This is a genomic window from Micromonospora sp. C95, assembly GCF_018070465.1.
In the GTDB taxonomy this organism is placed as follows: Bacteria; Actinomycetota; Actinomycetes; order Mycobacteriales; family Micromonosporaceae; genus Micromonospora.
Map to the genome: position 1 here is coordinate 158,499 of NZ_JAGPXT010000007.1, position 12,342 is coordinate 170,840.

General features: G+C 71.5%; 12 protein-coding genes. 1 reads left to right on the forward strand and 11 read right to left on the reverse strand.

Going from position 1 to position 12,342, the window contains the following annotated elements; translation table 11 throughout:
• Positions 1 to 58: 58 nt before the first annotated feature.
• The 9 genes from KBX00_RS11235 to KBX00_RS11275 all read right to left on the reverse strand — a co-directional run bounded on the left by KBX00_RS11235 (position 59) and on the right by KBX00_RS11275 (position 9,008).
• Entirely contained in the window at positions 59 to 3,499 is a 3,441-nt protein-coding gene (locus KBX00_RS11235) for a tetratricopeptide repeat protein (protein ID WP_210825963.1), read from the reverse strand.
• Positions 3,496 to 3,786 (reverse strand): CU044_2847 family protein, encoded by a 291-nt coding sequence (locus KBX00_RS11240; RefSeq protein WP_210825965.1) that lies wholly within the window; start codon positions 3,784 to 3,786, stop codon positions 3,496 to 3,498. Before KBX00_RS11240 ends, KBX00_RS11235 begins: the two co-directional genes overlap by 4 nt.
• Before the next feature lie 109 nt (positions 3,787 to 3,895).
• Entirely contained in the window at positions 3,896 to 4,633 is a 738-nt protein-coding gene (locus tag KBX00_RS11245; RefSeq protein ID WP_210825967.1) for an ABC transporter permease, read from the reverse strand.
• A 10-nt stretch (positions 4,634 to 4,643) separates the two neighbouring features.
• Complete coding sequence (locus KBX00_RS11250) at positions 4,644 to 5,543, reverse strand: ABC transporter ATP-binding protein (protein ID WP_210825969.1); 900 nt, start codon at positions 5,541 to 5,543, stop codon at positions 4,644 to 4,646.
• Positions 5,540 to 5,851: a transcriptional regulator gene (locus tag KBX00_RS11255; RefSeq protein ID WP_210825971.1), complete on the reverse strand. Its 312-nt coding sequence runs from the start codon at positions 5,849 to 5,851 to the stop codon at positions 5,540 to 5,542. Before KBX00_RS11255 ends, KBX00_RS11250 begins: the two co-directional genes overlap by 4 nt.
• The gene (locus KBX00_RS11260) at positions 5,848 to 6,486 is read right to left on the reverse strand and encodes a transporter (RefSeq protein WP_210825973.1); all 639 of its coding nucleotides are present in this window, start codon (positions 6,484 to 6,486) and stop codon (positions 5,848 to 5,850) included. Before KBX00_RS11260 ends, KBX00_RS11255 begins: the two co-directional genes overlap by 4 nt.
• A gap of 115 nt (positions 6,487 to 6,601) precedes the next feature.
• Positions 6,602 to 7,381, reverse strand: a complete 780-nt coding sequence (locus KBX00_RS11265) for a cellulose binding domain-containing protein (protein ID WP_210825974.1) — start codon at positions 7,379 to 7,381, stop codon at positions 6,602 to 6,604.
• A gap of 330 nt (positions 7,382 to 7,711) precedes the next feature.
• Positions 7,712 to 8,272: a DinB family protein gene (locus KBX00_RS11270; protein ID WP_307868456.1), complete on the reverse strand. Its 561-nt coding sequence runs from the start codon at positions 8,270 to 8,272 to the stop codon at positions 7,712 to 7,714.
• Positions 8,262 to 9,008, reverse strand: a complete 747-nt coding sequence (locus KBX00_RS11275) for a DUF305 domain-containing protein (protein WP_307868457.1) — start codon at positions 9,006 to 9,008, stop codon at positions 8,262 to 8,264. Before KBX00_RS11275 ends, KBX00_RS11270 begins: the two co-directional genes overlap by 11 nt.
• 166 nt (positions 9,009 to 9,174) lie before the next feature.
• Here KBX00_RS11275 and KBX00_RS11280 point away from each other — a divergent pair, with 166 nt between their 5' ends.
• Positions 9,175 to 10,518, forward strand: coding sequence for a glycoside hydrolase family 18 protein (locus KBX00_RS11280; RefSeq protein WP_210825975.1), 1,344 nt, complete (start codon positions 9,175 to 9,177; stop codon positions 10,516 to 10,518).
• A gap of 55 nt (positions 10,519 to 10,573) precedes the next feature.
• On the opposite strand, the gene KBX00_RS11285 is transcribed toward KBX00_RS11280, so the two are convergent.
• Both KBX00_RS11285 and KBX00_RS11290 read right to left on the reverse strand, forming a co-directional pair.
• Positions 10,574 to 11,218, reverse strand: coding sequence for a response regulator transcription factor (locus tag KBX00_RS11285; protein WP_210825976.1), 645 nt, complete (start codon positions 11,216 to 11,218; stop codon positions 10,574 to 10,576).
• The gene (locus KBX00_RS11290; protein ID WP_210825977.1) at positions 11,215 to 12,318 is read right to left on the reverse strand and encodes a sensor histidine kinase; all 1,104 of its coding nucleotides are present in this window, start codon (positions 12,316 to 12,318) and stop codon (positions 11,215 to 11,217) included. Before KBX00_RS11290 ends, KBX00_RS11285 begins: the two co-directional genes overlap by 4 nt.
• Between the last annotated feature and the right edge of the window lie 24 nt (positions 12,319 to 12,342).

Consider the following 12,342-nt stretch of genomic DNA (forward strand, 5'->3'; position numbering starts at 1 on the left):
AGTCAATCGGTCGATACTGCCCAGCCCGACATGCCGAGATGTCGGCGGCAGGCTGGGATCACCAGGGTGCCGCCGGGTCCAGCGGGCGCAGTCTATCCAACAACTCCCGTCCGCCTCGGCTGAGTCTCCCCGAATGTTCGAAGGGTTCCAGCGCCTCGCGCGCCTCGGCCAGCGCCGCCGTCCGTGCCGGCTCCGCGAGAACCCGACCGAACAGCAGCAGCGACTGCGCCAGTTCCTCAGCCAGTTCCACGTTCGCCGGTTCCCTGCCCCGCAGGTCACGGCGGACGTGCGCCGCCGCGCTGAGCAACGTCTCCGCGTTGCCGGAACGCGGCCGGGTGACGCCGCCGAGGGAGAGTTCGCCGAGCCTCTCGTAGAAGGACGCCAGGTGCCGGGCGAAGTGGATGCTCCCTGGTTCGGCGGCGAGCATCCGTTCGGCTCTGGTCCGCCCCAGCCGGTAGAAGCGCTCCGCCGCCTCGCCATCGCCGCGTTCGGCGGCGAGTGCGCCGAGGCCGGTGTAGAAGAACAGCGCGTCCCGGACGAACGTCGCATTGCGAGGTTCGACGGCGAGCAGGTCCTCGGCGACATCGAGCCCCAGCCGGTAGTGCCGCTCGGCGTCGGCTGGTTGCCCTTCCCGGGCGGCGAGTTCGCCCAGCCCGCCGTGGCACACCAGCAGATCGTGGGAGAACTCGGTGTTGCGCGGCTGCACGTCCCGCAGCCGACGCCGGATGTCCAACGCCAGTTCGTAGCGTCGCCGGGCCTCCGCGAACTGCATCGCCTTCGCCGCGAGATCCCCCAGACGCTCGTAGGAGACCGACAGATCCCGGGCGAACGTGACGTTGTCCGGATCGTCACTCGCCAGTCGCTCCCGCAGCTGGTGACCGCGTTCGTACAGGTGCCGCGCCTGCGTGGGATCACTCTCCAGGGCGAGATCACCGAGCACGTCGTAGGAGATGGACAGGTCCCGGGCGAAGGTCGGATTGTTCGGCTCCTGGGTGAACAGCCGCTCGCGGATGTCCAGCACCTGCCGGTACAACGCCTCCGCCCGGATGGGATCACCCGTCTCGCGGATGGCCTCGGCGAGCCGTTGCCGGGACACCGCCAGGTCACGCGCGGAGGCGCTGTCCCCGGGGTGCGCCTTGTGCAGTCGCTCCCGGATGGCCAGGCCCTTCTCGTACAGCCCACGCGCGAGTTCCGGTTGGCCCAGCCAGGCCGCCAGCCGCCCGAGCTTGTTGTACGAGATCGACAGCTCCCGGGCGAGCTGCTCGTCGTCGGGCCGCGCCCAGGCGAGGCGCTCCCGGATGCCCAGCGCGCGGGTGTACAGGGCCTCGGCGCGTTCGCTCTGCCCGGAGTCCCGGGCCAGGTCACCGATCCGGTTGTACGAGGTGGAGAGTTCGATCATCCTGCTGTCGTCGGCCTGACCGGACCGCGCCGCCTCCTCCACCTGCGCCTCCACCCCGCCGGTGAGCAGCCGTTGCAGACCGATCGCGAGGTCGAGATTGCCCGGCCGGTCACCGCCGCCGTGCGCCCGAACCTCCGCCCGGTCGGCGAGGCGGGTGTGCCTGTCGAACAGCGCCGCCGCCACCGCCGTGGCGGCCACAGCGTCGCTGGCCGCCAGGCGGGCGAGCAGGTCGAGACTCCGTGCGACCTGCCCGTCGTCGGCCAGGTCGAACACCGCCGCGAGTAGTCCACGTCCCGCGTCACGCTGGCCGGCCAGTGTCTCGGCGACCAGCGCTTCGCCCAGCAGGTCCGGACGGACGGGATTGATCTGCAACGGCCCGGCGTACAGCGCCGAGAGCCAGAGCAGGGTCTCGCCGCGCAGGGCCGACCTGCGCTCACCGCGAAGCTCGGGCAGGATCTGGAGCAGTTCGTCGGCCTGGTCGTCGTCCTCGGCGCCGGCCAGGCTGGCCAGGGCGACCGCGGCCCGGCGGGTCCGCTCGGCAAGTGCCGCCGGCGCCTGCCCGTTCCAGTGACGCGCCTCGTGATCGAGCGCGCGGTCCACAGGCGCTCGATCACGAGGCGCGTCCTGGTCGGACAGCGCGCGGTCGAACGCCTCAAGCAGCACCTCCAGCGGCACCTCGTACCGCTTTCCGCCGAGCGGCGGCACCGGAGGTGGCGGCGGTGACTTCTCGGCGAACCAGGCACGCCGGAAAGCCTTGAACGACGCCCCGTACAGATCACGACGCTCGGCCAGCGGCAGACCACGGATCGCGATCGGGTCCCCGCTGCCGCTGAGGATCGTGCGCAGGGCCGGCTCGGCGCCCTTGCCGAGTTCCCGGAGGAGGTCCCCGTTGGCCGCCGCGCCACGGGCCGTCGTCCGGGTCAGCAGCACGACCCGTACCGGCGCGAGTTGGCTGGCGTTGCGTCGCAGTTTGTCGAGCAGCGCCCGCAGCGTGTCGATCGCGATCGCCTCGACGTAGTCGATCACGATCAACCGGGGCAGTGGCAGTCCGGCGACCTCCTGCACCGCGCTGGGCAGGGCAGTGAGCTCGGTCCACCGGACGACCAGCCAGCCGCGCCGATCCATGGCCCGGCACAACTCGATGGCGTGCCGGGTCTTGCCGGCGCCCCCGACCCCGGCGAAACGCCACACCTCCATCGCGGTGGGCCGTTCACACCACCGCACGGCGTGCGCGAGATCCTCGTCGCGCAGCCGGTACGGCACCACGCGCGCGTCGGCGAGCAGCATCTCGGCCGGCAGCGAGCCGGGCATCCGGACGAACCCCTCCCAGCTCGGCCGCAGGGCCGTGGCCTCCGGCACCGGTAGGACCGCGTGCCACGTCCGGCGGTCGGCCAGCACCGCCTGCGCCCCGAGCCGCAGCAGATCGCGCCCGTGCGCCACGAGTGCCTCGGGCACACCGGGCAGTTCGCCGAGCAGCGCCGAGATCGGTGCCGCCCAGCCCCCCAGGTCACCGTCGCGGTCCCGGGTGCCGGTCAGCACCCCGACGACGGCTCGCCGGGTCGGGCACAGCAGGGGCGCCCCGGACAGGCCGGGGGCCGCCTGGCCCGACTTGAGCCGGAAGAACCCGTCGCCGTCGACCCCCTCGAAGACGAACCGTGCCGGTGCGCCCGGCGGCGGGCCGGTCGACTCCCGCGCCGCGAATCCGTAGGCGTGGCAGTCGTCGCCGAGTGGTTCACCGCTCGCCGTCCACACCACAGGGTGCCGGCCCACCCATGGCCGGACGGGTTTCAGGCGCAGCAGGGCCAGATCCGGAAACGGCCACAGGATGGTGCGCTCCGGCGGGTCGGAGTGGGCGACCACGTCGGCGGGCACCGCACCGTCACCGACATCAGCGGCGGCCGGCGTCACCCGGACCGCCTCGCGGAAGCCTTGCCGGTCGCGGTCGAACACGACGTGCGCGGCCGTCACCACCCAGCCGGGGGCGATGAAGAATCCGGTGCCCAGCAACGTCCCGTGCGGACCAGCCACCCGGACCACGTGCCGGCGAAGCTGGCGAGAGGCGACCGGGCCACCGCCGGGCGGTTGACCGGCCCGGGTCACGAACCGCCTTTCCAGACCAGTGTGATCTTGAAGGTGGCCGCGCCGTCGCCGGCTACGATGAGCCCGGTCAGGGGGCCCGCCTTGGCGGTCAGCGACAGGCCGAACTCGACGGTCGCCTCCGTCGGCTTGGCCTGCTGCCAGGCCCGGGACAGCTCGTCGGCGATGACCTCGACCGTCTCGCGGACGCCGTCGAAGGAGAGCAGTCTCGCCGGTGAGACGTTCTCCGGGCCACCACCGTCCAGCAGTTCCGCGAAGAACTCCACCTGACCGGAGCGGATCGGCTCCACGTGTCTGCGCCGAGAATGATCAGGTTGCATGCGCCACCCCTCGGTACCGAAGTCGACTCACCTTTGCATGGTGACACGCGCGATCACCTCGGTGCCGTCGGTGACGAGGTCAGGAGAAACGGCGCCCCTCGTCACGCCGGTACGCCCAACCGGCCAGCGTCGCCAACCCGACGATCCACACCGCCAGCATGATCATCGAGACTGGTTCGGGCCGGAAGTCGCCGACCGCCGTCCACATCAGTTCCACGGCCCCCCGGGTCGGCAGGAACGGCGCGATCGCCTCGATGAAGGCGGGTGCCTGCCCGGGCGCGGTGAGCAGACCACCGCCGACGGCCAGGGGGAAGAAGACCAGCTGGGCGACCACGATCGCCGCCTTGCTCGGCAGGGCGTACCCGATGGCGAGCCCCATCAGCGTGAACGGCACCGACACCAGCGCGACGGTGGCGGCGGCGAGCGCGAACCCCGCGGCGGTGGTGCGCGCCTCGGTCAGCAGGGCCGCGATGAGCACCACCGGCAGCAGCGACAGGTAGGTGAGCGTCAGGCCGGCCAGCACCCGGCCGGCGAACCGGGGTGTCGGCCCCACGGGCAGGGTCCGCAGGTACGGGTCCCACGGCTGGGCCCGGTCCTCGGCGACGCCGACGCCGTACTGGAAGACGTTCGCGCTGAGCACCGCGAAGGTGACCATGGCGGCGGTGGCGTAGGTGGCTCCGACGGCGTCGTCGCCGACGGCCGGTACCACGAAGAAGAGCATCGCGACGGCGGGAAAGAACGCACTGCCGAACACCGCGACCGGGGTCCGGACGAGTTCCAGCAGTTGATAGCGGGCGTGGGCCAGGGCGTACTGCACGGCGGTCTCCTCAGGCGGTGGTCGGTACGCCGGCCTCCGCCGGCCGGCTCTCGGCGGTGATGGTGAGGAACGCCTCCTCCAGCGAGGTGGGTCGGACCTCCAGGTCGCGGAAGGCCACACCAGCGGTGACCAGGTCGCGGACCAGTTGATCGGCATCGCTGGTGAGCAGGTGGACCCGGTCCCGGTCCCGTTCCACCCGGACCACGTCCGGCAGGGTCGGCAGTTCGTCGGCGGTCAGGCTGACCCGACGCAGGCCGACCACGCCGCGGATCGCGGCGACACTGTCGTCGGCGAGCACCCGACCGTGCCCGATGACCACCACCCGCTGGGCCAGCGCCTCGATCTCCTCCAGGTAGTGGCTGGTGAGCAGGACCGTGCCGCCGTCGGCGTGGAAGGCCCGGATCGCCTCCCACAGCCCGTGCCGGGCCTCGACGTCGAGCCCGGTGGTCGGCTCATCGAGCAGAACCAGCCGGGGCCGGCCGACGAAGGCCAGCGCCACCGCCAGCCGACGCCGCTGTCCGCCGGACAGACCACCGGTCTGCCGCCGGGCCAGATCGGCCAGCCCGAACCGGTCGAGCAACTCGGCCCGTGGAACCGGGTCGGGAAAGTGCGCGCCGACGAAGTCGACCACCTCGCCGACGCGCAGCGAGCCGGGCAGGCCGGTCTCCTGCGGGGTGACCCCGACCCAGCGGCGGTGCGCGGGATCCCGAGGGTCGCCGTCGAACAGCAGCACCCGGCCACCGGTGGGGCGGCGCAGCCCGACGAGTAGGTTGAGCAGGGTGCTCTTGCCGGCGCCGTTCGGCCCGAGCAGACCGACCAGTTCGCCGGCCCGGACGTCCAGGTCCACCCGGTCGAGGGCCAGGACGTCTCCGTAGCGTCGGGTGGCCTGTTCGGCCCGGGCGAGGATCATGGCGTCTCCTTGGTGTCGGCGGGTGCGAGCAGCGCACGGATCGCCTCCGTGTACTCCTCGAAGGCCAGGCGACCGCGACGGGTGAGAGCGATCAGGGTGGCCGGGGTCCGACCCCGGTGGGTCTTGGTGACGGCGACGTAGCCGGCCTCCTCCAACCGCCGCAGGTGCACCGAGAGGTTCCCGGCGGTCATCCCGAGGATCTCCTGCAAACGGGGAAAGGCCACCTGATCGCAATCGGGCAGGGCGGACAGGGAGGCGACCACTCGAAGCCGGGCCTGAGCGTGGATCACCGGATCGAGTTCGGTCACTGCCAGTCCCGACGACGCAGCCAGCCGAGCAGCCCGGCGAGCAGCATTCCACCGCCGCCGGCCACCGCGACGACCAGGGCGTGCCAGCCGGGACCGGCAATGGTGCCCAGCAGGTTGACCACGGTGATCCAGACGCCGAGCAGGAACAGGGTGCGGTCCAACCAGATCGCGCCGCCGGCCATGTGCAGGATGCCGGTCAGACCCACCGCGAGAGCCGACCAGAGCAGGCCGACCAGTTCCGGCGGGAGGCTGTCGGACAGCCGGCCGGCGAGCACGAAGAGGGTGAGATAACCCAGCCCCCAGGACCAGCCGTACCAGGCGCCCCGCCGGGCGGACTCCCCGGCCACCTGCCCGTACGCCCGCGTGCCGACCGTCGCCGTGACGGCGCCGGCGGCGGCCAGCAGGACGAACAAGGTGGTCAGCGGCAGCCAGGAGGGCATCTCCACCAGGGCTGCGTCACCCGGCGAGTAGTAGAGGAAATGCAGCCCGAAGCCGATCAGCCAGGCCACTCCCCAGGGCCAGTAGTAGGCGCGTGGATCCGGCTCCAACTGACGGGCGGCGGTCGCCCGCTGCTCGTCGATCAGGCGCAGGGCGGCGGCCGGGTCCTCGGGGGGCAGATCATCGTCGGCGATCACGCAAACTACTTTAAACCGCAAAGTCAAGCGCGCTGACTGTGAGCCTGCCGGCGGCGCGGTGCACCCCGTTGGTCTGCGGACCGGTCAGCGGTCCGCAGACCAACGTGATCGCTTGTCAGCTTGCGCAGGTCGCCGTGATCCCGGACGGCACCGTGCTGGCCGAGGCGAGCAGCCCGAACGTGGTGGTGCCGCCCGGCGCGACGGTGCCGTTGTACGAAGCGTTGCGGATCGTGACGTCGGCGCCGGCGCCGTCGGACACGCCACCCCAGACCGACTGGATCCGCTCGTCGCCGGTCCACCGCCAGCGGACGAGCCAGCCGTCGAGCGACTCGCTGCCGGTGTTGCGTACGGTGACCGTGGCGACGAAGCCGCTGCCCCAACGAGCGTCGATCGTCGCCGTCGCGCCGCACGTCGACAACGGTTCGGTCCGCGCCGGCCCACCGATCACGTACGGGTCACGCCGGGCCTCGACGTCGCTGAACCGGAACCAGTACTCGGTGTCCGGGGTCAGCCCGTCGAGCGTCACCTGCCCGTTGCGCTCCAGCCCGGTGACCGCCTCGGCCACCGGATTCTGCCACGTCGCCGCGTCATCGCGGCTGGTGAAGAGCAGGACCGTCATCGGCAGGTCGTAACCGCAGGGCGGGCCGCTGAACATCAGCGAGTAGCTGATGGTGACGGTGGTGGCGGTGACCCCGGTGACCATGCCGCTGATCGGTAGTGCCGGTGGGCACGCCACCGTCGGAGTCGGAGTCGGAGTCGGGCTGGGGCTCGGGCTCGGGGTCCACAGGGGGACGGGGGCCGGGGCGGCCTGGGTGTCGGCGGCACCGGCCGCCGTGACTCCGGCGACAGCGGCCAGCGTCACTGCGGTCAGCAGCACGCCAATCGTGCGAAGCATCCGTTACCTCCAAGGGACGGGGACGGCGGAGTCGGCCGGACCTCCAGCCGACGGCCGATAGGTGGTCGGGCACCGGCCAACGGACCGCTGACGGCGTCGACAGCAGATGTCACGGTGGCGGCACGCGCGAGAGCACTGCCCGGATGCGTGGCACACCAGGCGCGCCGACGCCCGTCGAGAGACCGCACCGGCTCCCAGATGCGGTCGATGAGCCCGAGTCTCTCAGTCGACGTCCCTCGATACAACCGGCCGGTCCGGCGGACCGGGTCCGGACCCGACGGCGGGTGTCGCATCAGGACCGGGTGCCGGAACTCCGTCCGTCACGCGGGATCATCCCATCGACTTGGCGCCGTCGATGGACTCACGGATGATGTCGGCGTGCCCGGCGTGCTGGGAGGTCTCCGCGATGATGTGCAACAGCACCCGGCGGGCCGACCAGCGGGCGCCCGGCTCGAACCAGGGCGCCTCCGGCAACGGCTGACCGGCGTCGAGGTCGGGCAGAGTGCCGACGAGGTCGTCGGTGCGGCGGGCCACCTCGTCGTACGCCGCCAGAATGCCGGCCAGGGTCTCCCCCGGCAGCATCTGGAACGACCGTGCGTGGCGCTCGTAGGCGCCCGGGTCATCCGAGTTGCCCATCGCCGTGGGGCCCTTGAGGATGAAGTCGACCCAGTCGCGCTCGGTGTGCGCGACATGCTTGATCACACCGCCCACGCACAGCTCGCTCACGGTGCTGCGCTCGGCGGCCTGCTGGTCGGTCAGATCCCGGGCGGTGTTGCGCAGGAGGAAGCGGTGCTGGCGCAGGGCTTGGAGCAGGTCGGCACGCTCGGCTGGCAGGTCGGTTCCGGTCATGGTCGGCCCTTCGTCGGCGATCGACCGGATGCTACTGGCCACCCCCGACAGTCCCCTGCGTCAGTGCCTCGCGCATCCGGTTGATCTCGACACCCTGCTCCACCACGACGCTGCTGGCCAGCTCGTTGACGGTCACGTCGGAGCCGAGCGTCAACGCCTCCTTGCCCATGTCGATCGCGCCCTGGTGATGATCGGACATCATCTCGACGAACAGGCGATCGAACTCGGCCCCCCGAGCGGCGGTGAGGCGGTTCAGCGCCGCCGCCGACTGCATGCCGGACATGTCATGCTCGTGGTCGCCACCGGAGTCGCGGTCGAGGCCACGGTCGGCCAGCCACGCCTCCAGCACCTTGATCTCCGGCCCCTGGGCGGCCAGGATCCGGTCCGCGATGATCTTCAGTTGCGGGTTCTCGCCTCGCTCCGGCGCCAACCGGGCCATCACGAGCGCCTGCTCGTGATGCGGGATCATCATGGTGACGAAGCGGACGTCGGCGTTGTTGTGCGGTGGGCGCGGCATCGCCGACATCTCGTTCGCCGGCAGCGACGTCGCCGGCTCGCCGGGGCGTCCGGGCATCAGCACCGGCGCGGTGACGTCGGGCATCCCCGGCAGCTCGATCGGTGCGGGCGTACCACCCGACGTCGCCGCCGGCTCCGAATCGCCGCTCGGCCACCGGAGGACCAGCGTGACCCCGACGACCAGCACCGCCAACACCATCAGCTCGATCAGCACCAACCTGCGCGATCGGCCGAGCAACTCCCGGACCCGTACACCCAGCACCACGTGACTCCCGCCGTCGTCGAGGTTGGCCGGATGTTAGCGCGGGACTGACCTGCAGCGTGCGTACACCCGTGGCGGCCCTTGACCGTCAAACCGTGATCGGCTTAGCTTCATCGATCAGGAAGGTCTCTTTACTGATTTCGCCTCACCCCTCCCGGGAGTGCCGATGCGATCATTCCGTCCCCGCCGCCTCACCGCCCTCCTCGCCCTGAGCACCCTGCTGATCACCGCCGCGCCGCCGGCCGCCGCCAACGCGACCGGAAAGCCGGGCCGCAGCGATGGCTACCACCGGGTCGGCTACTTCACCCAGTGGGGCATCTACGGCCGAGCGTTCCCGGTGAAAAAGCTCGACACCTCCGGCGCGGCGAGCCGCCTCACCCACGTCAACTACGCCTTCGGCAACGTCAGTGCGGACGGACGGTGCCATGTGGACGGCGGTCCGGGCGAGGGTGACGCGTGGGCCGACTACCAGCGACCCGTCCCGGCGGAGGAGAGCGTCGACGGGGTCGCCGACGCCTGGGGCGAGCCGCTCAACGGCAACTTCGGCCAGCTGGCCAAGCTGAAGGCCAAGCACCCCGACCTTAAGGTGATGATCTCGCTGGGCGGATGGAGCTGGTCGACGTACTTCTCCAACGCCGCCCGCACCGACGCCTCCCGCCGGGCCTTCGTCGCCTCCTGCATCGACCTCTACCTCAAGGGCAACCTGCCGGTGCTGGACGGCGGCAGCGGCGGTCCCGGTGCCGCCGCGGGCGTCTTCGACGGCATCGACCTCGACTGGGAGTGGCCCAACTGGCCCGGCGAGCCCGGCAACGTCATCCGCCCCGAAGACCGGGAGAACTTCACCAAGCTGCTCGCCGAATTCCGCCGGCAGCTCGACGCGTACGGCCGGCAGACTCGCCGCCATCACCCGCTGACCGCCTTCCTCCCGGCCAACCCGGCCACCATGGACGCCGGCTACGAGGGACGCAAGATCTTCAAGTACCTCGACTTCGCCACCGTGCAGGGCTACGACTTCCACGGCACCTGGGAGGCGGTGACCAACCAGCAGTCCGCACTGCGCGTACCGAAGGGCGCACCGGACGACCCGGACTTCTCCGTCGAGGTGGCGGTCGACGGCTGGATCGCCCGTGGGGCGCCCCGGCACAAGCTGGTGCTCGGCATCCCCTACTACGGCCAGGGCTGGACCGGCGTCACCGGCGGCGGCGACGGGCTGTTCCAGCCGGCCACCGGGCCCGCTCCGGCCACCCACGCCGCCGGGTTCGAGGACTACAAGCAGCTCAAGAACCTGGACCGGGACGGCTTCACCGTCCACCGCGACCTGCGCGCCGGGCACGCCTGGCTGTTCGACGGCACGACCTTCTGGACGTACGACGATCCGGTGGTGGTGCTGCAGAAGATGCTCTACATCCGCCGGGCGGGCCTAGGCGGAGCGATGATCTGGTCGCTCGACGGTGACGACGACCGCGCCACCCTGACCAGGACGATCAGCCTGGGGCTCAGTACCGGATAGCCGTACCACCGCCCGGCCGCCGTCCCGCACCGGCGGTGGCCCGGGCGGTCGGCGCTCACCCGAGGATGCCCTCGTGCAGCGCGCGGAGCACCGCGTTCGTGCGGTCCCGGGCGCCGAGCTTGGTGAGGATCATGGAGACGTGGTTCTTGACGGTGCCCTCGGCGAGGAACAGCCCCTCGGCGATCTCCCGGTTGCTGTAACCATGCGCCACCAGCCGCAACACCTCCTGTTCGCGTTCGGTGAGGCTCTGCACCGGTGGCGCCTGCGGTCCGGCCGGGGACGGCCCGGAGCGGATCGCCCGCAGCATCCGGTCGGTGATCGACGGGGCGATGAGCGTGCCACCGTCGGCGAGTGTGCGGATGGCCCGGGTGAGCTGTTCCAGCGTGACGTCCTTCAACAGATAACCCCGGGCGCCCGCGCGCAGCGCGGCGAGCACGAGTTCGTCGTCGTCGAACGTGGTCAGCACCAACACCGGGACGTCGATGCCCTCCGCGCGTAGCCGTTCCAGCGTCCAGATGCCGTCGAAGCGGGGCATCCGCAGGTCGAGCAGGACCACGTCAGGGGCGCTACCCGCGACGACCGGCAGCGCGGCGCGACCGTCGTCGGCCTCGCCGACCACGTCGATCCCGGCGACCTCCAGCAGCCCACGGATGCCCTGCCGGATGAGGGTCTGATCGTCGACCACCACCACCCTGGTCATCGCGCCGGCACCCGGGCGGTCACCCGGAACCCGTCGCACCCGTCCACGGACAGCTCACCGCCGAGGGCGGCGAACCGTTCGCCCAGGCCACGCAGCCCGTTGCCGAGCGACGGTTCCGGTGCCCCCCGGCCGTCGTCGCGGGCATCCAGCACTATCTCCCGTTCGTCGCCGGTCACCGCGATCCGCAGGGTACGAGCGTCGGCGTGCCGGATGGTGTTGGTGACGATCTCCTGGGTGGCGCGGACGAACGCCGCGCTGTCGTCCTCGTCGATCCGGACCCCCGGCGAGACGTCGATCGTCACGTCGAGACCGGGCAGGTCCTGTGTCACCCGACGCAACGCCTGCTCAAGATCGGGGCTTTCGGTGCGCAGTCGCCCGACCGTGGCGCGCACGTCGCCGAGCAGGTCCCGGGCGACCCGGTCCGCCCGCTCGAGGTGGGTACGCACGGCCAGCCCCTCCAGATGGCGGGCGGTCTCCAGCTCCAGGGTCAGCACGGTCAGTTGGTGGCCGATCAGATCGTGCAGTTCGCGGGAGATGCGCAGCCGTTCCGCCGTGGCGGCCGACTCGGAGAGCAGGACGCTGGCGGCCTGCAACTCGACGTGCGCCTCGGCCAACTCGCGGCGCATGCGCTGTTCGCGCAGCAGGGTGACCGAGCTGAGCAGCGTCGCCACCTGGATCAGCAGGTAGAAGATCAGCAGCATGGCGCCGTCGGCCGGGGCCCGGGTCAGCGACGCCGCGCCCAACGTGATCACCAGCGTGTTGGCGACCACCACCGCCAGGCCCACCGGCACCGGCACCACGTACACGCTCACGGCGGCGGTCAGGACCAGCAGCACCGGCAGCAGCCCCAGGGTGGACGCCGTCAACAGCAGGGCCCAGGCGGCGACGACGGTCACCGCGAACGCCGCGTACCGCACCAGCCGGGACACCCGGGTGGCGACCGCGCCGAGGAGGGCGACCAGGTAGCCGGCGAAGATCGCGATCCACCAGCCACGCGCAATCGTGGTGCCGATGGCACCGACGAGGCCGGGACCGGCGACGGCGACCGCCACCACGAGCATCGCGAGGCCGGACCACTCGTCAGTCCCGACCCGTCGCATGAACCCCACTGTAGGTCGGGCCGT

Bases quoted from the DNA above. Each gene is read 5' to 3' on its own strand.
- KBX00_RS11250 (WP_210825969.1), bottom strand. From the start codon at position 5,543: ATGATCCTCGCCCGGGCCGAACAGGCCACCCGACGCTACGGAGACGTC.
- KBX00_RS11265 (WP_210825974.1), bottom strand. From the start codon at position 7,381: ATGCTTCGCACGATTGGCGTGCTGCTGACCGCAGTGACGCTGGCCGCT.
- KBX00_RS11280 (WP_210825975.1), top strand. From the start codon at position 9,175: ATGCGATCATTCCGTCCCCGCCGCCTCACCGCCCTCCTCGCCCTGAGC.
- KBX00_RS11285 (WP_210825976.1), bottom strand. From the start codon at position 11,218: ATGACCAGGGTGGTGGTGGTCGACGATCAGACCCTCATCCGGCAGGGC.
- KBX00_RS11290 (WP_210825977.1), bottom strand. From the start codon at position 12,318: ATGCGACGGGTCGGGACTGACGAGTGGTCCGGCCTCGCGATGCTCGTG.